The following is a 19,558-nucleotide window of genomic DNA, read 5'->3' on the forward strand; positions in this document are numbered from 1 at the left end:
CGCGAGCAAGCTCGCTCCCACAATCCGTATTCAGCAGAGACATCTGCAGCGTCTTCTGACACCACGCGTTGTTGCAGCAGACACCCCCCTGTGGGAGTGAGCTTGCTCACGAAGACGGCATTCCAGACGCTGAAAATGGCGTGGATGTACCGGCCTATTCGCGAGCAAGCTCGCTCCCACAAATCACCGTTGGCAAATATATTGCGGCGTTCTCTGACACCGCGCTTTCTCGCAGCCGAAACAGCCTCTGTGGGAGTGAGCTTGCTCACGAAGACGGCATTCCAGCCTCTGAAAATTGCGTGGATATACCGACCTATTCGCGAGCAAGCTCGCTCCCACAATCCGTATTCAGCAGAGACATCTGCAGCGTCTTCTCACACCGCGCTTTCTCGCAGCAGACACAGCCCCTGTGGGAGTGAGCTTGCTCACGAAAGCGGCATTACAGCCGCTGAAAATGGCGTGGATATACCGACCTATTCGCGAGCAAGCTCGCTCCCACAATCCGTATTCAGCAGAGACATCTGCAGCGTCTTCTGACACCGCGCTTTCTCGCAGCCGAAACAGCCTCTGTAGGAGTGAGCTTGCTCACGAAGACGGCATTCCAGCCGCTGGGGATTTACAGGACCTGATGCAAGCTCAAGTCCTCGCCAACGCCAGCAACGCGCCGCGCCATGTCGCTTCCGCCGGCAACGCCAGAAAGTACGAATTCAGCAGCGTCGCGTGCGCCGGGTACTCGAAGGTCGTGCCGTCCAGGTTCAGCACTGCGCCGCCCGCGCCTTCCACCACACCCTGGGCAGCAGCGGTGTCCCACTGAGAAGTCGGCGCCAGACGCGGGTAGCAATCGGCAGCACCTTCAGCCAGCAGGCAAAACTTCAGCGAGCTGCCGATATTGGTCAGCTGCAGCTCACCCACCACTTCCGACAAACCGGCCAGCAACCTCTGTTGCTCGGGGCTGGAGTGACGACGGCTGGCGACCACGGTGAACGCTTCTCCCGCGCCCGGCTCATTGCGCACGCTGATCGGCGCCAGATGCTGCGCGTCGTCACTGCGCCACGCACCCAGCCCGGCGCCACCTAAATAGCAGCGGTTATTGGTCGGCATCGACACCACGCCAAATACCACGCGACCGTTCTCGATCAGCGCCACGTTGACGGTGAACTCTTCGCTGCCGGCAATGAATTCCTTGGTGCCGTCCAGCGGGTCCACCAGCCACCAGCGATGCCACTGGCTGCGTTCGCTCAACGGGATGTTGGCGTCCTCTTCGGACAGGATATGAATGCTCGGGTCCAGCGCCTTGAGGCCCGCCACCAACAGCTCATGGGCAGCCAGGTCAGCGGCCGTGACAGGCGAGTCATCCGACTTGACGTTCACTTCCACCCCCGCGCGCCAGAACGGCAGAATGACTTCGCCCGCCTGCCGGCAAAGTTCTATGACGGGCGCAAGCAGCGGATGCGGCAATTGGGCGAATGTCGGGTTCATGGCAGAAAATCCCCACGCTCGGCCAGCAGATCCCGGGCGAGGTACAGCGCCGCCAACGCGCGCCCTTCAGTGAACTGCGGATTCTGCACCAGACTGGAGAGCTCACGCAGATTGACCTTGTCCACGCGCATCGGCTCAGGCTCGTCGCCGGGCAGCGTTTCCTCATACAAATCGGTGGCCAGGACGACCTGGATTTTCTGGCTCATGTAGCCGGGCGAAAGCGACAGCTCGGTCAGGTGCACCAAGGTGCGCGCGCCATAACCGGCTTCTTCCTTGAGTTCGCGATTGGCGGCGGCCAGCACGTCCTCGCCCGGTTCGATCAAGCCCTTGGGCAGCGACAGCTCGTACTGATCAGTGCCGCCGCAGTATTCCTCGATCAGCACGGCGTGGTCGGCATCGAGCATGGCCACTATCATCACCGCGCCGTAGCCACTGCCGCTGCCGACCAGCCGCTCGTAGGTACGCTCGACGCCGTTGGAAAAGCGCAGCTGCACTTCTTCAACGCGGAACAGACGGCTGCTCGCGACGATTTCGCGAGAGAGGACGGTAGGTTTCTGCTGCATGACGAGCTCCTTGGCGTAGACGGGTTACTATACCGTGGCTTTTGCGGATGTCTTCGCCGCAAACCCACGCGACCCCTCCAACGCCGAGAGACCTGTATGCCTTCTTTGCCCTGGCGCGATATCGACACCGTTCTGCTGGATATGGACGGCACGCTGCTCGACCTGCATTTCGACAATCACTTCTGGCTGGAGCATCTGCCAAAGCGCTATGCCGAAGTGCACGGGGTCAGTCTGGCGATGGCGCAACTGGAACTGATGCCGCTCTTCGAAAAAAACGCCGGCACCCTCAACTGGTACTGCACCGATTTCTGGAGCACGGAGCTGAACTTGCCGGTGAAGGACCTGAAAGTCGAGATCGCCCACCTCATCGCCTTGCGCCCCGACGCCGAGACGTTTCTGACCTCCCTCAAGCAGGCTGGCAAACGGGTGATCATGATCACCAACGCTCACCGCGACTCGCTGTCACTGAAGATGGAAAGACTGGAGTTGGCGCCCTACTTCGAGCGTTTGATCAGCTCACATGACTACGGTTATCCCAAGGAAGACCCGCAATTCTGGGACGCGCTGCAGGACGATATCAAGTTCGATCCGGCGCGCAGTCTGTTCATCGACGACACCTTGCCGATCTTGCGCAGCGCCGGGCGATACGGCATTGGCCATTTGCTGGCAGTGCGTGAGCCGGACAGCCGCAAAGGCCCGAAAGACACCGAAGAGTTCGAGGCTGTTGAGGATTATCGGGCGTTGATACAGGGCTTGTAAGAATCATGCAGCAGGGGTTGCCGTACGGTCAGCGCTAACGCTGGTTTCCGTACGGCCAGTACAACTTACCGCTTACTCAGGAATACGCAGAACCTGACCTGGATAGATCTTGTTTACGTCCTTCAGCATCGGCTTGTTGGCGTCGAAGATTTTCTGGTACTTGTTGGCATCGTGATACACGCGCAGCGAGATGGCGCTGAGGGTATCGCCCTTCTGAACAGTGACGAACGTCGCAGCAACCACAGCAGGTGCGCCGGCGGCGATGGTCAGCTGATCATCAACGCTGCCAACACCGGCGATGTTACCGGCCGCCAGTACGATCTTCTCTTTCTCTTCCTGACTGGCGACTTCGCCCGTCAAGGTAATCTTGTCGCCTTCGACCGTCGCATGAACGTTGGGATTGCCCAATCCGACAGATTCGATGTGCTTTTTCAGCTCATCGCTGGCGTGGGCGTTTCCTGGGGTGAGCAGGTCGATAAGCTTCTCGCCCGCTTCCTTCACAAAACTGAACAGACTCATGGGTTTCTCCTTGGTGTCGTCGTAGTGTCGTTGTGGTTTCCCGCGCAACATCTTTTCCGCTGACATTGCCCGACAAAACTCCGACTCGCGGCCGGGCCTCAAGGTTTCAAGCCATTTGACGTTCGGGCGCGATAGACTTCGCCGGGCCAGCCTGTGCCTCAAGGAATGAAGATGGACATTAAACAGCTGAAATTTCTGATCGCCCTCGACGAAACCCGTCACTTCGGGCAAGCCGCTGCGCGCTGCCATATCACGCAACCGACACTGTCGATGCGTCTGCGCAGCCTTGAAGAAGAGCTGGACCTGCCGCTGGTCAATCGCGGCCAACGCTTCGAAGGGTTTACCGCGCCGGGCGAACGCGTGCTGGCATGGGCGCGCACGGTGCTGGCAGCCTACGACGGTTTGCAGGCTGAAGCGGCCGCCTGTCGCGGGAATCTGGTCGGCACATTACGGTTGGGCGTGGTGCCGCTTTCTAACTTCGATCCGCTGCCCTTACTGCAACGCCTGCATTCCCTGCACCCGAACATGCGCTTCGAGCTTTCATCCCTGAGCTCCGAGCAGATTCTCGATCAACTCGCCAGCAACCGCCTGGACCTCGGGGTTTCGTATCTGGACCGACTGGACTCCGAGCGTTTCGACTCATTGCAACTGGCCGAGACGCGGATGGGTGTGATGTACGACCAGCGCTATTTCAACTTTGCCGAAGCGACGTCGAGCTGGGAAAGCCTGACCAAACTGCCCTTGGGCCTGCTCACCAGCGGCATGCACTTTCGGCAGTCCATCGATCACAACTTTCACAGTCGTGGCCTTCATCCCCAGCCGATCATTCAGACCGATGCGGTCCATCAGCTGCTGCAAGCGGTGCATGGCGGCTTCTGCTGCGCGATCATGCCGTTGGACGGCGGGCTGGAATCCCTCACCGAGCATCTGCGTTTGCAACCCATCGAAGACGCGCAGACCCTGGCCCGGCTGGGCTTGATCATGCGTCGCTCAGCGCCGCGCTCGGCACTCGCTGAAGCCTGTCTGGCGCTCTATCACACGATGATGGAAGAAGCTTGATCGACGTCATCTATCGGTGCATCAGTACTAGCGATTAGACGTTATCCGACCGGAGGCCTAGGCTTAAGCCTAATTAATCTGCCGGTTACTCCCGATGCACGCCAAGCACATGGATATCACGGCGCCCGCACAACAATTGCCCGCGCCCGCCGCAAGCCAGTCCTACAGCTACTCGAACCTCGAACACGACGTCAGCGAGCCCAATGTGCTTGCCGAGGAAGTCGCGCTGGCGATCGCCTATAACGGCATCAGCCAGGCGGTCATGCTGGTCACACCCAGCGATCTGGAAGACTTTATCGTCGGCTTCAGCATCGGCAGCGGCCTCATCGAATCACCGGATGAGATCTACGACATCAAGCTCGGTGGTTGTGGCTCTGCGCAGACCGCAGAAGTCGAAATCGCCAGCCGTGCCTTCTGGAACCTGAAGACCCAGCGTCGGCAAATGGCCGGCACCAGCGGCTGCGGCCTGTGTGGCGTCGAAGCCGTCGAGCAGGCATTGCCCGAGCTCAACGTGCTGCCCGGCGCGCCCCTTCCCCCCGCTGAATGGCTGAAAGGTCTGCGCGATCGCATGGGCGCATTTCAGCCGTTGGGCGAACACTGCGGCGCGGTTCATGCGGCGATGTTCATGGACGCTCGCGGCGAAATTCTTTTAGGTCGTGAAGACATCGGCCGACATAACGCTCTGGACAAGCTGATCGGCGCACTGATTCGCCAGGACATCCCGACCACGGGCGGCCTGGCCATCGTCACCAGCCGCTGCAGCCTCGAACTTATTCAGAAAGTATTACGTGCCGGCATTCAGACCCTTGTCAGCTTGTCATCGCCGACCGGCCTGGCGCTGCAATGGGCTCGCCGCCACAACCTCAACCTCATTCATCTGCCTAAACACAGTGCGCCGCGGGTTTACAGTCCTGCGTTGGAGAATCAAGCGTGAGCATGCATAAAGAAGCCGACAAGGTATCGACCCCCCGCTACAAGCCTTACAACGGCCCGGCCGGCGGATGGGGCGCATTGATCAGCGTCGCCCACTTCTGGCTGACCAGCGACAACGCGCTGAAGAACATTCGCACGATGCTCAAGACCAACCAGAACGGCGGCTTCGACTGCCCGGGTTGCGCGTGGGGCGATTCGCCGGAAAGCGGCATGGTCAAGTTCTGCGAGAACGGCGCCAAGGCCGTGAACTGGGAAGCGACCAAGCGCCGCGTCGACTCGTCTTTCTTCGCCCGCTACAGCGTCAGCGCGCTGCTCGAACAAAGTGATTACTGGCTGGAATATCAGGGCCGTCTGACCGAACCAATGGTCTACGACGCTCAGACCGATCGCTACAAGCCGATCGCCTGGGACGACGCCTTCGCACTCATCGCCAAGCACCTGAACAACCTGCCAAGCCCGAACATGGCCGAGTTCTACACCTCGGGCCGTGCCAGCAACGAAGCGGCGTATCTGTATCAGCTGTTCGTGCGTGCCTATGGCACCAACAACTTCCCTGACTGTTCGAACATGTGCCACGAAGCCAGCGGCGTTGCGTTGTCGCAAAGCGTGGGCGTCGGCAAAGGCACAGTTACCTTCGAGGACTTCGAGCACGCGGACGCGATTTTCGTCCTTGGACAGAACCCGGGCACCAACCACCCGCGCATGCTGGAACCGCTGCGTGAAGCGGTCAAACGGGGCGCGCAAGTGGTGTGCGTCAACCCGCTGAAAGAGCGTGGCCTGGAGCGTTTCCAGCACCCTCAGCATCCGCTGGAAATGCTCAGCAATGGCTCCGAGCCGACCAACACGGCGTATTTCCGTCCGGCACTGGGCGGCGACATGGCCCTGCTGCGCGGCATGGCCAAGTTCCTGCTGCAGTGGGAACGTGAAGCTCAGGCGAACAACGAAGCATCGGTGTTCGATCACACGTTCCTCAACGAACACACCAATGGCGTGCTGGAATACCTGGCCGCCATCGACGACACCTCGTGGGAATTCATCGTCGAGCAATCGGGTCTGCCATTGACCGACATCGAACTCGCCGCGCGCATGTACGCCAAAGGCAAGAACGTGATCATGTGCTGGGCGATGGGCATCACTCAGCATCGCCATTCGGTGCCGACCATTCAGGAAGTCTCCAACCTGATGCTGCTGCGCGGCAACATCGGCCGGCCGGGCGCAGGCCTGTGCCCGGTGCGCGGCCACAGTAACGTGCAGGGCGACCGCACGATGGGCATCAACGAGCGTCCGCCGGCGTTCTTCCTCGATGCGTTGGAGAAACGTTTCCAGTTCAAAGTGCCGCGTGAAAACGGCCATAACGTCGTCGAAGCGATTCACGCGATGCTGGAAGGCCGCGCGAAGGTCTTTATCGGTCTGGGCGGCAACTTTGCCCAGGCCACCCCGGACAGCCCGCGCACCTTCGAAGCCTTGAGCAACTGCGACCTGACCGTGCAGATCAGCACTAAGCTCAACCGCAGCCACTTGGCCCACGGCAAGGAAGCGCTGATTCTGCCGTGCTTCGGCCGTACCGACATCGACATCCAGGCCGAAGGCCCGCAAGCGGTGACGGTTGAAGACTCGTTCAGCATGGTTCACGCGTCCAACGGTCAGCTCAAGCCGCTGTCGCCGCAGATGCGTTCCGAGCCTGCGATTCTGGCAGGCATCGCCAATGCGACCCTGGGCAAGCAGCCGGTGGACTGGCTGTGGCTGGTGGCGGACTACCGTCGCATTCGCGACCTCATCGCCGACACCATTCCTTCCTTTCAGGACTTCAACGAGAAGATCAAGAACCCGGGCGGCTTCTATCTGGGCAACGCTGCAGGTTCCCGTCGCTGGAACACGCCAAGTGCGCGGGCCAACTTCAAGGCGAACGTACTGCCGAGCGATCTGGTGCACGAAAGCGTGCGCGGGACAGGCATCGTGCCGGATCTGATCATGCAGTCGATGCGTTCTCACGATCAGTACAACACCACTATTTATGGCCTGGACGACCGTTATCGCGGCGTGAAAGGTCAGCGTGACGTGATGTTCGTGAACGAGGCCGACATCGTTCGTCTGGGCTTCGTACCGGGCCAGAAAGTCGACATCGTGTCGATCTGGGGCGATGACATCACGCGTCGCGTGAAGGGCTTCACCCTCCTGCCGTTCGACATCCCGGCCGGCCAGGCCGCTGCGTACTACCCGGAAGTGAACCCGCTGGTGCCGCTGGAAAGCGTCGGCGACGGCAGCAGCACGCCAACGTCCAAGTTCGTCGCGATCAAGCTGGAACGGCATGTGGAGACCGCGCGGATTATTTAATCTGCGTAGCAAAGCGTGTCTATGTGGGCGAGATGGCCCGCATAGACACGCTTTCAGTCTCCTGAGAATTGGCTGAACGTTCCGGCCCCTTCGTGAGCAAGCTCACTCCCACAGGTTCATTGCACTGATCGAGATAGCTCGCTGACTCACGTCCTTGTGGGAGCGAGCTTGCTCGCGAAGACCTGCTTTCATTCTCCAGAGAATTGGCTGAATGTTCCGACCCCTTCGTGAGCAAGCTCACTCCCACAGGTTCAGCGGACTGATCGAGATAGCTCGCTGACTCACGTCCTTGTGGGAGCGAGCTTGCTCGCGAAGGCTTGCTTTCATTCTCCAGAGAATTGGCTGAACGTTCCGGCCCTTTCGTGAGCAAGCTCACTCCCACAGGTTCAGCGGACTGATCGAGATAGCTCGCTGACTCACATCCTTGTGGGAGCGAGCTTGCTCGCGAAGGGGGGCCTGTCAGCCGCTGGATATTTACCAGATGTACTGGTCACGTCGCGATCAAGCTCACCTGCATAGCAGCCACAAAAAAAGGCCCGAATCGCGAGATTCGGGCCTTTATCAAGTAGCGTATGACTCACTAACCTGACTTAGGTTCCCCAGCCAAAACAATAAGTTAGCGTTTTGTATACAGGTCGTGTTACTCGTCGGAATTCGATTGTGACATTTTCTTCATACTTGCAGGATCGCGGCGTCATCCCTACGAGCATTCCTACATGAAGTATTCCTCGATTCTGTTGTTGTCGTTCTCACTGGTCAGCGGTTTTGCCTCAGCAGGCGATAACGTGACGGCCGGCGTGGGCGGCGCATTGGGTGGGGTACTCGGCTCCGTCGTTGGCCAACAGGTCGGCGGCAGCACAGGTTCGGCAATCGGTGCCGGCCTTGGCGGCGCGGCCGGTGGCGCAGTGGGCGCCAACCGCCGGAACCGTACCGAAGCCGCAATCGGCGGCGGCCTGGGTGCCGCGGGCGGCAACGTGATTGGCCGCAGTGTCGGCGGTAGCACGGGCAGTCTGATCGGCGCAGCAGCGGGCGGCGGCGCGGGCGGCGCACTCGGCAACTACATGGGCGACGAAAGCCGCCGTGATGACGACCGAGGCCGTGGCTACCGTGGCGATCGCCGCGACTACAAACACGGTCGCGGTCACGCGTACGGTCATCGCAAGCACCATCGTGACTAACGCCGTTGAGGCCGACGCGCGCACCTGACCCAATGAACACCGGCCGCCCTAACGCGGCCGGTTTCATTTTCAGACCACCAATCGCTCAAGCGCCTGCCGCAACCCCGTCGGGATCGGCACAGGCTGGTTGGACGCCCGATCCACGAACACATGCACGAAGCGGCCTGCTGCCCGCGCCTCGTCTTCCCCCGCCTTGAACACCGCCAACTCATATTGCACCGAGCTGTTGCCCAGCTTGCCAACCCGCAGCCCGACCTCGATCAACTCCGGATAGGCAATCGACGCAAAGTAATCGCACGACGAACTCACCACAAACCCCACCGCTTCGCCGTCATGGATATCCAGCCCGCCCTGTTCGATCAGGTAGGTATTCACCGCGCTGTCGAAAAAGCTGTAGTACGTGACGTTGTTGATATGGCCGTACACATCGTTGTCGTGCCAGCGCGTCACGATCGGCTGGAAGTGGCGATAGTCGGCGCGCTGCGGGGTGTCGTTCATGTGGCTCCCTCCGGTTTGTCTGTCGTTTTTTTCGCTCATGAAATCCGTGACCGCTATTGAATCTGGCTCTGAATCCATTCACGCACATCGGCATACGGATACGCCTCCAGCGCCCCAAACCCGCTGATGTTCCGAGCCTTGAGCCTGGTAAACATCGGCACGCTGATCCCGCAGAGAAACCGCGTCAGGCACTCCGCACCCGGCTCGTGCCCTCGGGCCTCAAGGTGCTTGCCGACGAACTCACTGCAGAGGTCCGCGAAGTCCTGCTCGCTCAAAGGCGTCAGGGCTGGCGGCTCGGGGAGTACGGCCACATGCCCCTCGCACACCGAGCAATGACCGCAATGCTCGGGCGCACGGTCATCGCCAAAGTATTGAGCCAGACGATGACTGAGGCACTGCTCACTGGCGAACAGTTCGAGCATCGCGTGGATGCGCGCGACTTCGGTCTTTTCGTGATGGACGAAGTAGTCATGCAACTCCTCGCTCAGCGCCTGCGCGTCGAAGTCGGCGGCGATCAGGCTGTAGACCTCGGTCATCTGCTTGCTTTCAAGCTCGATCCAGCCCTTCTCCTGAAAGAAATCCAGCGCCGTCACAACACGCCCGCGCTCGGCCTGATACTGCTGATACATCGCGTCGAAGTTGACGGTTGCCCAGGTGCGCGCCCGGCTTGACGTCTCGGTCAGCGCCTGCACGAATTCGCGTCGTTCGCCCTGAAAGCGTTGCACCAGCACCTGCGGCTCGATCAGGTATTTGAAACGATATTCCGCGAAATACGAATAACGGGGCGCAATGATCCCACGCAGTTCCAGCTGCACCAGCAGCGTTTTGAGCGGCAGTTGGCGGATGTTGCTGAGGTCCGACAAGGGCGCCAGCAAAAACTCCCACTGACCGTCGTTACGCGCGCTCTGCAGATCTTCCAGCACCAGCCGGATGCCTTCCTGCTCCGGCGTGTCGCCGTAGACGAAGTTCTCGAGGACGTTCAGGCTGTCGCGATTGGCCAGCACCAGACACTCCGACGTCGCCCCGTCGCGACCCGCACGACCAATCTCCTGGCTGTAGTTCTCGATGGATTTGGGCAAATCGAAATGCACGACGTTGCGGATGTCACTCTTGTCGATGCCCATGCCGAAAGCGATCGTGGCGACGATGCAGTTCAGACGCCCATCCATGAACTGGCGCTGGATCGACTCGCGCTTATCGTGGGGCAGACCGGCATGGTAGGCGTTCGCCGGGATGCCGTTCTGCGACAGATGAGCGGCCACGAACTCGGCAGTCTTCTGCAGCGTGACGTAAACAATGCTCGGCTGCCCGGCTCGTTCGCCGAGCCACTCCACCAGACGCCGGCGCTTGTCCCGGCCTGCAACGGGCTCAACCCGCAGCGTGAGGTTGGGTCGGTAGAAACCCGTTGTCACGACATCGTCCAGCGCAATGCCGAACTTGCTCTGCATGTCATTGATGACTTGGGGCGTCGCGGTCGCCGTCAGGAGCAGTGCCTGAGGGATGTTGAACTCGCGCTGGTAGTCAGGGAGTTTCAGGTAATCGGGCCGGAAGTTGTGGCCCCACTCGGAGATGCAGTGCGCTTCGTCCACGACCAAAAGGGAGATCGGCACCTGAGTGATGAAATGCCGGAAGCGCTCGTTCTTCAGGCGCTCGACGGAAATCATCAGGATTTTCAACTCACCGGAGCGGGCCCTGGCCATGACATCGGCGACGTCATCGCGGCTTTGCGCGGAGTCGATGCTCGCCGCTGCGATGCCGTGCCGTTGAAGGAAAGCCAACTGGTCCTGGATCAGCGCCAGCAGCGGTGACACCACCAACGTCAGATGCGGCAGCAGCAATGCCGGCAGCTGATAGCAGAGGGATTTACCGGAACCCGTGGGAAATATCGCCGCAGCGGAGCGCCCTGCCAACACCGCACTGATGGCGGCCTCTTGTCCGGCGCGAAACTGCCGATAACCGAAAACCTGCTCAAGGGTTTGATGCATGTGCTGCCACTCCTTTGACCGTCGCAAGGGCGTGAACCATAGCGCGGTGGGTCTGGGCGCAATACACCTAAACCATTACAGAAATATCGGACAGGATACATCCCGGATACGAACACCGCGCGCAGTGCTGGCAAAACGTCATTCCGACGATTAATCTCGCGCGACGCAACCCATCGCTGCACATCAGACAGCCCGTTCGGCGGTAATCCCGTCTACGTCAGAAGATTCGCCAAGGAGAGGCAATGCAACCCACCACACCGCAGCCCGAGGATGACGGGCTCACCATGCAACGTCTGGCGCCCGGTCAGTTCGACGTCGTGCTCGGTTCTCATCCCACCCGAAGCAGTGTTGCATCGGGCAAAAGCAATTGGCCGTTGAGCAGCCTTCTGATCTGCCTGGCACTGCTGATCGCCATCATCTTTCTCATCGCGCAGATGTTTCGCACGCCCAAGCCGGCAGCAACGATCATCCCTGCCCCGCCTGTCGCAGAAGTCGTCAGTGAGCCCGATCCGGTACAACCCGTTGCTCAAGTGCGTAACGTCGAACAAGTCGTCTACATCGCCCCCAAGGCTGATGTCTCGCAGCCCGCTACCGCGCGGCCGCTCGACACCTGCCTGAAAGACGGCAATGTCATTGATCAAGACGTCATCAACTGCCGTTTTGGTGAGGCCCAGACTGCTGACTACAAAGCCCCACGCCCCCAAGGCATGGTTTCTGACCGCTATATGGCGAACTACAAAGCGGTTGCCGCGAAACCTAAAACCGAGCCCGCGCGACGCTATGAAGTAGCGGGTGTGTTTATCCGTGAAATTGACGGCCGCAATCGCTACGAAGCCCGCTATCGCATTTCCAATAACCATATTGAAACCAGCAGTGTCTGCATGAACTTCCTGGCCGACAGTGTCGAGCACCGTGAATGCCGCCGGGCCGCCGTACCCTACTTCAAAGACATGTGCAGCGACTGGACCAAGCGCGCCGCCAAAGACAAAAGCGACAAAAACAAAATGGCACAAGAACAGTACTGCACAGCAGCGCGGGAATACTCTGCCTGATAGTTGATCAACTGATGAGCCGAGAAACCAATCGGCGCTCAGCAAGGAACATGCAGTAACACCAGCAGCCGACTTGTTCACAAACCGTCTTCTAACCTCGTCAGACCTATCAACCAACGAGGCTAGAAACATGACAACATTTACCATTTTCTTTTGCGGTACCGGCTCGACCAAATACGACAACTTGCACAAGAACTACTGGAACGGCGAGCTGGTCGCCACATTGGCGAACAACATCGACGGTCATGAGTTCGCAGAGTGGATTGTTATCGACGGGCCGGGTAGCGGCAATATGCAGGCCGATGAACTGTTTACCGAGCCCAAGGGGTTTGGCTGGTCTGGCACCGTATTCGGCAAAGGCTGGCATGAGAATGTGCAGCATGCCGTCAATATCATTCAGGGCAAATTCGATTGGCAAAGAACCAAGCTGTCTGAAACCGATTACCTGCGTCTTAAGCACGCCGACGTGCCTATTCCCGATGCACAAGCGCACGGCTCCTGGTTCTGGCGGCAGTACGATTACGGCAATCGCATCAGCCCGCAGGAACTCCAGCAACAGCTGATCAAGAACCTGAGGAAAGGCGGCTTGATTCCAAAAAAAATCAATCTGGTGGGCTGGAGTCGTGGCGGCGTCAGTTGTCACATGCTCGCCAACGCGCTGATGGCCAATCCAGTCACACGTCAGATACCGGTCAACATATTTGCGGTGGACCCTGTGCCCGGCCCAATGAATTATCAGCCTGAAAAAGTTTCTCTCGGTAGCAACGTCAAAGAATATGTGGGGTTCTATGCCCGCGACGAACGCTCCAAAGGGTTCTCTTGCATCATCCCGAAAACAGCCCCCCAGACAAAGATCAGCATCTTTCCCATGGCAGGTCGCCACGCTACTTTGGTGGGTAACGCGTCGCTCACAGGCGCAAGTGGGCCAGGAGACCTCACAGAGCCGGGCAAACTCGTACGCCACTATGCGGAAGTGTGCCTGTCCCGATGGGGCACAAAGCTGCAACGCAAACTGAATTTGTCACCGGCTGATATTAGCCAGCTTCATCAATGTGTTGTTATGCACGAAGCCGAGTTCATCAAAATGCGCAAATACTCATACACCGTTCTACTTGAGGAGCATAAAACCGAACGCTATGTCAGTTATGCGAATAAAGAAACTGGTTTCAGCATGGTCGAAGGCAAGCCGTTTACACCTGCAGAAGGCTTGGCGGCAAGCCTCGCAAAAGGGCATAGCGCCTACAAGGACATCTGCTGACAAAACCTGCAATTCATAACAAGGGCGACTAGCGCATTTACATGGCTTTCCCGTCCATCGCCAATGGCCTCCTGCTGAGCGCTACGCTGGTGAAAAACAGAATTCCTGCGGAAGCCGCCCATAAGGGCGGCTTCTTCGTCCCGCTTTTTGTCATCGCTGCATTGACCCGCAAGCGTTTTATGCGGTCATAGGGAGCTAAGGTCAAAGAAACCCGCAGCGATTACGGACGGAACACCATGCCTCAAGCAGCCCCGCGAACACATACCAGCCTGTTTCCGCTGTTTCTCGCTGCTGCAGCCGCTCTTCTTTCGGGCTGCGGCGATGATGCCAAGACGACCAACGCGGCAACCGCGAGTGCATCGCCCCTGCAAAAGGTCATGAGCGTCGATGTAAGCGGGGCGCTGAACCTGCACTACGAGGCAAGAGGCGATCAAGTAGCTGTGGGCTTCTTGCCCGGCAAACTGCCTGGGTCCAACTGGCTGACGCTGAGCGCGGATCAGGAAGCCGAAGGCGACCGCAATGAGGTGAGCATCGGGCCGATTCTCGGGTTCTCCTTCGATAACCCCGATCAGGAAAAGAAGGCGATCATGTTTCAGGGGGGCCGAGTCGAAGTGGCCCACGATGAAAACAGCGCGTCCTACGACACCGGTTCGTACTATCAGTATTTCGATACGGACAAGGGTGGCAATAACAGCAACGTCCAGCTCGTCTTCAGCAAAATCGAGAAACTCACCTCCCCCAACAAACTGCTCGACCGCTATAGGTTGATCGGTACGTTTCAATTCAATGCCGCGCTTTCCCCTGAGCAGCCCACCGACGAATGCACCCGGGAAGCCGCTGCGTACGCCGCCGAGCATGGCGAGCGCCACCCGGGGTTCGACGCCACGCTGTGTAACGCGAAGAGCGTGGTGGCGAAGGGCAGCTTCGACATCACTCAAGACTTTCCTGCGACAACGAAGGCAGACGGCTAGCTATCGCGCAGGCATAAAAAAACCGCCCCGAAGGGCGGTTTCTTTTTAGCAGGCGCCGATCTTACAACTTCGGACCCGCTGCCTTGATCGCGTCGCTCACTTCGAACTTCTTGAAGTTCTCGATGAACAGGCCGGCCAGTGCTTTGGCTGCTTCGTCGTACGCCGCTTTGTCAGCCCAGGTGTTGCGTGGGTTGAGCAGGCCGGTTTCGACGCCCGGCACGGAAGTCGGGACATCCAGGTTAACAGTGTCGAGGTGCTCGGTTTCTGCACCGATCAACGCGCCGCTCTGGATGGCCGCGATGACGCCGCGGGTGGTCGGAATGTTGAAGCGCTTGCCGACACCGTAGCCGCCGCCGGTCCAGCCGGTGTTGACCAGATAGACCTTGGAGCCGAAACCACGGATACGCTTGATCAGCAGCTCTGCGTATTCGCCAGCAGGACGCGGGAAGAACGGTGCGCCAAAGCAGGTGGAGAACGTCGACTTGATACCAGCGCCCGAACCCATTTCAGTGGAGCCTACCAGTGCGGTGTAACCCGACAGGAAGTGGTACGCCGCTTGTTCTTCGCTGAGGATCGACACGGGTGGCAGCACGCCGGTCAGGTCGCAGGTCAGGAAAATGACCGCATTTGGCTCGCCGCCCAGGTTCTTCTCGGAGCGCTTTTCAACGTGCTCGAGCGGGTAAGCGGCGCGGCTGTTCTGAGTCAGGCTGCTGTCGGCGTAGTCGGCATGGCCGGCTGCGTCCAGCACCACGTTTTCCAGCACAGCGCCGTGCTTGATGGCCTTCCAGATAACCGGCTCGTTCTTCTCGGACAGGTCGATGCACTTGGCATAGCAACCGCCTTCGATGTTGAAGACAACGCCTTCGCCCCAGCCGTGTTCGTCGTCACCGATCAGGTAACGGGTCTCGTCGGCGGAAAGCGTGGTTTTACCGGTGCCGGACAGACCGAAGAACAGCGTCACGTCGCCGTCTTCACCGATGTTGGCCGCGCAGTGCATGGGCAGCACATCGGACGCCGGCAGCAGGAAGTTCTGCACCGAGAACATGGCTTTCTTCATTTCACCGGCGTAACGCATACCGGCAATGAGCACCTTCTTCTGGGCGAAGTTGATGATGACGCAACCGTCGGAGTTGGTGCCGTCACGCTCGGGCACGCACTCGAAGTTGGCCACGTTGAGCACTTGCCATTCTTCGCGACCGGCCGGGTTGTACTGGGCCGGATTGATGAACAGGCAGCGACCGAACAGGTTCTGCCAGGCCGTCTGGGTGGTCATCTTGACCGCGAGGTAGTGGTCTTCGGCTGCGCCTACGTGCACGTGGGAAACGAAGTGTTCCTGGGCGTTGTTGAACGCCTCGACACGCGCCCACAGGGCATCGAACTTGTCGGCCGGGAACTTGCGGTTGATCGGACCCCAGGCGATCGCGGCCTGAGTGGAGGGTTCGTCTACGATGAAGCGGTCGACAGGCGAGCGGCCTGTGCGGTGGCCTGTTTCCACGACGAGTGCGCCAGTATCGGACAGCACGCCTTCTTCGCGTTTGAGGGCTTCTTTAACCAGATCGTCGACACTGAGATCGGTGTGAACGGCGTTATTGGCTTGCGTCATGAGATTCCCCGTCGGCTCGATGGCCGAGTGCTCCAAACGTTTTGTAGTAGAAAAACCAACACTACTACAGCTAAAAAGTGGCCGGATTATGCCAGAAAAGCCCAAAAAAGGTAGGGCCCTCCTGTCAGAACTACATGAAGAAGAGTCAAGCGGGCCGGGCGGAAAGCTTTCAGCGCAGGACCCGCACTACATTAATGGCGGGTATCGGAAGGGGTATCCACCCCACCCCCTGCAAACAGCTGCGCTACATCGGTTGCATCGAATAGATAGCGCTGATTGCAGAACTGGCAGTCGATCTCCACCGCACCGTGATGCTCGATCACCAACTGCTGTGCATCTTCCAGACCAAGACTGACCAACGCATTGCCAGAACGTTCGCGCGAGCAGCTGCAACGGAACACTAGTGGCTGGACATCGAACATGCGCACGACGTCTTCGTGGAACAGCCGTTTCAATACGGTTTCGTTGGTCAGGCTGAGCAATTCTTCAGCGGTCAGGGTGTCGACCAGCACATTGACGTGCTGCCAGCTGGCTTCGCGCTCATCCTGATCTTTCAGCTTCTCGGCCGGTAACTGTTGCAGCAGCAGCCCACGTGCGCGCTTGCCGTCGGCCTTGATCCAGAAGCGCGTAGGCAATTGCTCCGACATCACAAAATACTCGGACAGGCACGCCGACAGGTCGACGCCGTCCAGGCCCACGATGCCTTGGTAGCGTTTGCCCTGACGCGGGTCTATGGTCATGGTCAGGTCGCCGTTGGGCATCAGGTCGAGCAGCGTGGCGTCCGGCTTGACCAGGCTTTCGTCGTAGCGCGCAATGCCGCGCAACTCACGCTCGCTGGAGCACTCGACCATCAGCAGGGACACCGGCCCAAGCGACCGCGCCTGCAGAACCAGCAGACCGTCGAACTTCAGCGTGCCCACCAGCAGCGCGGCGGCGGCAAGCATCTCGCCAAGCAACTGAGCGACTGGCTCGGGATATGGGTGTTTGGCAAGTACTTCGGCGTAGCTGCGCTCAAGGGCCACGAGCTCGCCGCGAACGTCGCTCTCGTCGAAGATGAAACGCTGGGTGTAATCGGTATCCGGAAAGTCTGGCATAGGAGAAGGTATCTGAATGGATGACAAAATGATGACAAGCGCCTATAAAGCGCGGTTTAGCACCGCTTGGTGCACTGTCATGCCGATGGGGGCATTTTATGGACTATCCCGCGTTGTTCCAACCCAAGTGGAACGTCAAAAAATTCTTGCTGTGCAATTTGGTGGCGCTGGCACTGCTGCTGCTGTGGATCTGGCCTACGGGCCATGCGGCTTTCACGCATTTCGATGAAGGCCTGTTTCACGTACTGAACCGCCCGCTTGAGCAAAACAAGGCGTGGTTGTGGACCTGGACGATTGCCAGCATGCGACCCTTCGATATCGTCGTCGGCCTGATTCTTCTGACGCTGCTTATAAAGGGCGACTGGGTGTTCAAATCCCTGCAAACCCGTGCCGCGCTGATCGGCTTCGTGCTAACGCTGATCCTGCTGCTGATCATCCGCACGGTGTTTTCCAAGATCATCGACCACAGCGCGCTGCAACACGACAGCGCATCGGTGATGATCCCTGATGCCATCAAGCTCAGCGACATATTCCCGGAGCTTGAAGACAAGTGGCAGCTCAAGGACCGTTCCAGCCAGAGCTTCCCGGGTGACCATGCTTCGGTGCTGCTGATCTGGGCGATGTTCATGAGCGTCTACAGCCGCACCGTCGGCCAACGTGTCGTTATCTGGGCGCTGGCATTCCTGTTCATGATGCCGCGCCTGGTCGCCGGCGCGCATTGGGGTCAGGACGACTACATTGGCGGCGTGATGATCGCGTTGCTCGCGCTGGGCTGGAGTTGCTACACCCCGTTCGTGGCCACTGCTACGGCCTTCCTGTTTCGACTGACCGCGCCGGTCTTCAATGTGCTGGGCCGCCTGCCGCTGTTCAGATGCCTGAGCATCATGAAGCAGGGCTCTCATTTGTAAGCTGCCTGTTGCTACCGAGCAGTCCGGGGTCGCCTAACTCACGATCCCGGAAGTGGCGAGATCTTCAGTCGTCACCCGAACGAAAATGAAACAATTGCCGACGCTGCTTTTTGGTCGGCCTGCCGTCAGTCGTCACGCCCAGGCTTCCGGCCTTGCGCATCTCGGCGGCTTGTTCGCGTTTGGCGAGGCTCTCCGGCGTTTCGCTGTACAGCAGCTGCGCCTCCGGGGCGCCACGGCGGACAATCGACAACGCCTGAACCACCACGGTTCGCTCATCGAAGCCCGCTCTAATCTGGAGCTCATCCCCTACCCGCGGCTCTTTCCCCGGCTTGCAACGCTCGCCCCGGCAATGAACCTTGCCGCTTTCAATGGCGGCTTTTGCCAGCGCACGCGTCTTGAAGAAGCGCGCCGCCCAAAGCCATTTGTCCAGACGGACTTTGTCGTCCTCGTCTGACTTCTGTGTCATCTGAATTCCTCAATCGTGTAATGGTCAGAACCGTACTACGTCACGCCGGGGACGCAGTAACCGCCACCCTCGTTTACACTGCCCCCCAAGACTAAAGCACCGGCTTCAGGAGAACGACGTGACAGACTTCCCTACGTCATTGACCGGTGGGTGCCAGGGCTGCAGAGAAAGCGCCGCGCTGGATTTCGAATTTGAATTCGCCTATCAGCCAATCGTGGACGTCCGCGACCGCTCGGTGTTCGCTCACGAGGCGTTGGTACGTGGCGTCAACGGCGAAGGTGCCCTGTCTGTACTGAATCGGGTGGACGACACCAACCGTTACCGTTTCGATCAATTGTGCCGAACCCGCGCGATTTCAACTGCCGCCCGGCTGGGAGTGGACGAATACCTGTCGATCAACTTCCTGCCCAACGCGGTGTATCGCCCTGAACTGTGCATTCGCAGCACCCTTGAAGCGGCTCGCGCCCACAACTTTCCGCTGGACCGGCTGATCTTCGAGACCGTCGAAACCGAGCATGTCTGTGACAACAGCCACCTCACTAACATCCTTCGCGAGTACCGCCAGTTTGGCTTCAAAACCGCTATCGACGACTTTGGTGCCGGGCATTCGGGACTGACCCTGCTTGCCGACTTTCAGCCTGACCTGATCAAGCTCGACATGGCGCTGGTGCGCAATATCCATCTCGACCCCGCACGGCAGGCCATCGTGCGCGGCATTGTCACAATGTGTACGGACCTGAACGTTACAGTGATTGCAGAAGGCATCGAACATGCAGGCGAACGAGACTTCCTCGCCGACTGCGGCATTTACCTCATGCAGGGCTACTGGTTCGCCAAGCCTGCATTCCAGGCGCTGGCGCACATTGATGCCGGTTCCTGGCAGAACGTGTAAACGAACG

Annotated in this window: 20 protein-coding genes; 11 read left to right on the plus strand and 9 right to left on the minus strand. The window is 59.2% G+C overall.

Translation table 11 applies throughout. The features are described from left to right. The 3 genes from QWI20_RS07415 to nudE form a co-directional block, all read right to left on the minus strand. Positions 1-269: hypothetical protein (locus QWI20_RS07415; protein WP_369304898.1), on the minus strand; the 269-nt coding region annotated here is incomplete at its 3' end. Between the two features lie 367 nt (positions 270-636). Then, positions 637-1,479, minus strand: coding sequence for a 3'(2'),5'-bisphosphate nucleotidase CysQ (cysQ, locus tag QWI20_RS07420; RefSeq protein ID WP_369304900.1), 843 nt, complete (start codon positions 1,477-1,479; stop codon positions 637-639). Next, the gene (gene nudE / locus QWI20_RS07425; RefSeq protein ID WP_122534054.1) at positions 1,476-2,042 is read right to left on the minus strand and encodes an ADP compounds hydrolase NudE; all 567 of its coding nucleotides are present in this window, start codon (positions 2,040-2,042) and stop codon (positions 1,476-1,478) included. Before nudE ends, cysQ begins: the two co-directional genes overlap by 4 nt. A 96-nt stretch (positions 2,043-2,138) precedes the next feature. Between nudE and yrfG the strand changes: the two genes are divergently transcribed. Beyond that, the gene (gene yrfG / locus QWI20_RS07430) at positions 2,139-2,801 is read left to right on the plus strand and encodes a GMP/IMP nucleotidase (RefSeq protein ID WP_369304902.1); all 663 of its coding nucleotides are present in this window, start codon (positions 2,139-2,141) and stop codon (positions 2,799-2,801) included. A 72-nt stretch (positions 2,802-2,873) separates the two neighbouring features. Here the strand turns inward: yrfG and lysM are convergent, their stop codons facing one another. After that, positions 2,874-3,320: a peptidoglycan-binding protein LysM gene (lysM, locus tag QWI20_RS07435; protein WP_369304903.1), complete on the minus strand. Its 447-nt coding sequence runs from the start codon at positions 3,318-3,320 to the stop codon at positions 2,874-2,876. A gap of 171 nt (positions 3,321-3,491) precedes the next feature. Here lysM and QWI20_RS07440 point away from each other — a divergent pair, with 171 nt between their 5' ends. The 4 genes from QWI20_RS07440 to QWI20_RS07455 all read left to right on the plus strand — a co-directional run bounded on the left by QWI20_RS07440 (position 3,492) and on the right by QWI20_RS07455 (position 8,824). Further along, positions 3,492-4,379: a LysR family transcriptional regulator gene (locus QWI20_RS07440; protein WP_369304904.1), complete on the plus strand. Its 888-nt coding sequence runs from the start codon at positions 3,492-3,494 to the stop codon at positions 4,377-4,379. A gap of 94 nt (positions 4,380-4,473) precedes the next feature. Beyond that, complete coding sequence (fdhD, locus tag QWI20_RS07445) at positions 4,474-5,313, plus strand: formate dehydrogenase accessory sulfurtransferase FdhD (protein ID WP_369304905.1); 840 nt, start codon at positions 4,474-4,476, stop codon at positions 5,311-5,313. Positions 5,314-5,315: 2 nt separating this feature from the next. Continuing rightward, complete coding sequence (locus tag QWI20_RS07450) at positions 5,316-7,646, plus strand: FdhF/YdeP family oxidoreductase (RefSeq protein ID WP_369305152.1); 2,331 nt, start codon at positions 5,316-5,318, stop codon at positions 7,644-7,646. A 716-nt stretch (positions 7,647-8,362) separates the two neighbouring features. Next, the gene (locus QWI20_RS07455) at positions 8,363-8,824 is read left to right on the plus strand and encodes a glycine zipper domain-containing protein (RefSeq protein WP_037016408.1); all 462 of its coding nucleotides are present in this window, start codon (positions 8,363-8,365) and stop codon (positions 8,822-8,824) included. A 69-nt stretch (positions 8,825-8,893) separates the two neighbouring features. Here the strand turns inward: QWI20_RS07455 and QWI20_RS07460 are convergent, their stop codons facing one another. After that, the gene (locus QWI20_RS07460) at positions 8,894-9,322 is read right to left on the minus strand and encodes a thioesterase family protein (RefSeq protein ID WP_192171334.1); all 429 of its coding nucleotides are present in this window, start codon (positions 9,320-9,322) and stop codon (positions 8,894-8,896) included. Between the two features lie 53 nt (positions 9,323-9,375). Then, positions 9,376-11,307: an ATP-dependent DNA helicase RecQ gene (locus QWI20_RS07465; RefSeq protein ID WP_369304908.1), complete on the minus strand. Its 1,932-nt coding sequence runs from the start codon at positions 11,305-11,307 to the stop codon at positions 9,376-9,378. Between the two features lie 284 nt (positions 11,308-11,591). Here QWI20_RS07465 and QWI20_RS07470 point away from each other — a divergent pair, with 284 nt between their 5' ends. From QWI20_RS07470 to QWI20_RS07485, 4 genes are all read left to right on the plus strand, one after another. Beyond that, positions 11,592-12,359: a hypothetical protein gene (locus QWI20_RS07470; RefSeq protein WP_369304909.1), complete on the plus strand. Its 768-nt coding sequence runs from the start codon at positions 11,592-11,594 to the stop codon at positions 12,357-12,359. A gap of 130 nt (positions 12,360-12,489) precedes the next feature. Further along, a complete protein-coding gene (locus tag QWI20_RS07475) occupies positions 12,490-13,617 on the plus strand; it encodes a hypothetical protein (RefSeq protein WP_369304911.1) in 1,128 nt (375 codons plus the stop codon). Between the two features lie 41 nt (positions 13,618-13,658). Beyond that, on the plus strand, positions 13,659-13,808 hold the full coding sequence (locus tag QWI20_RS07480; RefSeq protein WP_192171338.1) for a hypothetical protein: 150 nt from the start codon (positions 13,659-13,661) through the stop codon (positions 13,806-13,808). Between the two features lie 45 nt (positions 13,809-13,853). Further along, complete coding sequence (locus QWI20_RS07485) at positions 13,854-14,588, plus strand: hypothetical protein (RefSeq protein ID WP_369304913.1); 735 nt, start codon at positions 13,854-13,856, stop codon at positions 14,586-14,588. Positions 14,589-14,649: 61 nt separating this feature from the next. Here QWI20_RS07485 and QWI20_RS07490 read toward each other — a convergent pair whose 3' ends face one another. Beyond that, complete coding sequence (locus tag QWI20_RS07490; protein ID WP_369304915.1) at positions 14,650-16,191, minus strand: phosphoenolpyruvate carboxykinase; 1,542 nt, start codon at positions 16,189-16,191, stop codon at positions 14,650-14,652. A gap of 191 nt (positions 16,192-16,382) precedes the next feature. Beyond that, on the minus strand, positions 16,383-17,285 hold the full coding sequence (gene hslO, locus QWI20_RS07495; RefSeq protein ID WP_192171341.1) for an Hsp33 family molecular chaperone HslO: 903 nt from the start codon (positions 17,283-17,285) through the stop codon (positions 16,383-16,385). Between the two features lie 98 nt (positions 17,286-17,383). Between hslO and QWI20_RS07500 the strand changes: the two genes are divergently transcribed. Next, entirely contained in the window at positions 17,384-18,193 is an 810-nt protein-coding gene (locus tag QWI20_RS07500) for a phosphatase PAP2 family protein (RefSeq protein ID WP_369304916.1), read from the plus strand. A gap of 64 nt (positions 18,194-18,257) precedes the next feature. On the opposite strand, the gene QWI20_RS07505 is transcribed toward QWI20_RS07500, so the two are convergent. After that, positions 18,258-18,659, minus strand: coding sequence for an RNA-binding S4 domain-containing protein (locus tag QWI20_RS07505; protein ID WP_122534069.1), 402 nt, complete (start codon positions 18,657-18,659; stop codon positions 18,258-18,260). Between the two features lie 118 nt (positions 18,660-18,777). Here QWI20_RS07505 and QWI20_RS07510 point away from each other — a divergent pair, with 118 nt between their 5' ends. Then, entirely contained in the window at positions 18,778-19,551 is a 774-nt protein-coding gene (locus tag QWI20_RS07510) for an EAL domain-containing protein (protein WP_369304918.1), read from the plus strand. Positions 19,552-19,558 lie beyond the last annotated feature (7 nt).

Origin of the sequence: Pseudomonas sp. W2-17, assembly GCF_041060445.1 — a bacterium.
In the GTDB taxonomy this organism is placed as follows: Bacteria; Pseudomonadota; Gammaproteobacteria; order Pseudomonadales; family Pseudomonadaceae; genus Aquipseudomonas.

Coding starts and splice junctions, on each gene's coding strand:
- cysQ (WP_369304900.1), bottom strand. CDS start 1,479: ATGAACCCGACATTCGCCCAATTGCCGCATCCGCTGCTTGCGCCCGTC.
- nudE (WP_122534054.1), bottom strand. CDS start 2,042: ATGCAGCAGAAACCTACCGTCCTCTCTCGCGAAATCGTCGCGAGCAGC.
- yrfG (WP_369304902.1), top strand. CDS start 2,139: ATGCCTTCTTTGCCCTGGCGCGATATCGACACCGTTCTGCTGGATATG.
- lysM (WP_369304903.1), bottom strand. CDS start 3,320: ATGAGTCTGTTCAGTTTTGTGAAGGAAGCGGGCGAGAAGCTTATCGAC.
- QWI20_RS07440 (WP_369304904.1), top strand. CDS start 3,492: ATGGACATTAAACAGCTGAAATTTCTGATCGCCCTCGACGAAACCCGT.
- fdhD (WP_369304905.1), top strand. CDS start 4,474: ATGCACGCCAAGCACATGGATATCACGGCGCCCGCACAACAATTGCCC.
- QWI20_RS07450 (WP_369305152.1), top strand. CDS start 5,316: ATGCATAAAGAAGCCGACAAGGTATCGACCCCCCGCTACAAGCCTTAC.
- QWI20_RS07455 (WP_037016408.1), top strand. CDS start 8,363: ATGAAGTATTCCTCGATTCTGTTGTTGTCGTTCTCACTGGTCAGCGGT.
- QWI20_RS07460 (WP_192171334.1), bottom strand. CDS start 9,322: ATGAACGACACCCCGCAGCGCGCCGACTATCGCCACTTCCAGCCGATC.
- QWI20_RS07465 (WP_369304908.1), bottom strand. CDS start 11,307: ATGCATCAAACCCTTGAGCAGGTTTTCGGTTATCGGCAGTTTCGCGCC.
- QWI20_RS07470 (WP_369304909.1), top strand. CDS start 11,592: ATGCAACGTCTGGCGCCCGGTCAGTTCGACGTCGTGCTCGGTTCTCAT.
- QWI20_RS07475 (WP_369304911.1), top strand. CDS start 12,490: ATGACAACATTTACCATTTTCTTTTGCGGTACCGGCTCGACCAAATAC.
- QWI20_RS07480 (WP_192171338.1), top strand. CDS start 13,659: ATGGCTTTCCCGTCCATCGCCAATGGCCTCCTGCTGAGCGCTACGCTG.
- QWI20_RS07485 (WP_369304913.1), top strand. CDS start 13,854: ATGCCTCAAGCAGCCCCGCGAACACATACCAGCCTGTTTCCGCTGTTT.
- QWI20_RS07490 (WP_369304915.1), bottom strand. CDS start 16,191: ATGACGCAAGCCAATAACGCCGTTCACACCGATCTCAGTGTCGACGAT.
- hslO (WP_192171341.1), bottom strand. CDS start 17,285: ATGCCAGACTTTCCGGATACCGATTACACCCAGCGTTTCATCTTCGAC.
- QWI20_RS07500 (WP_369304916.1), top strand. CDS start 17,384: ATGGACTATCCCGCGTTGTTCCAACCCAAGTGGAACGTCAAAAAATTC.
- QWI20_RS07505 (WP_122534069.1), bottom strand. CDS start 18,659: ATGACACAGAAGTCAGACGAGGACGACAAAGTCCGTCTGGACAAATGG.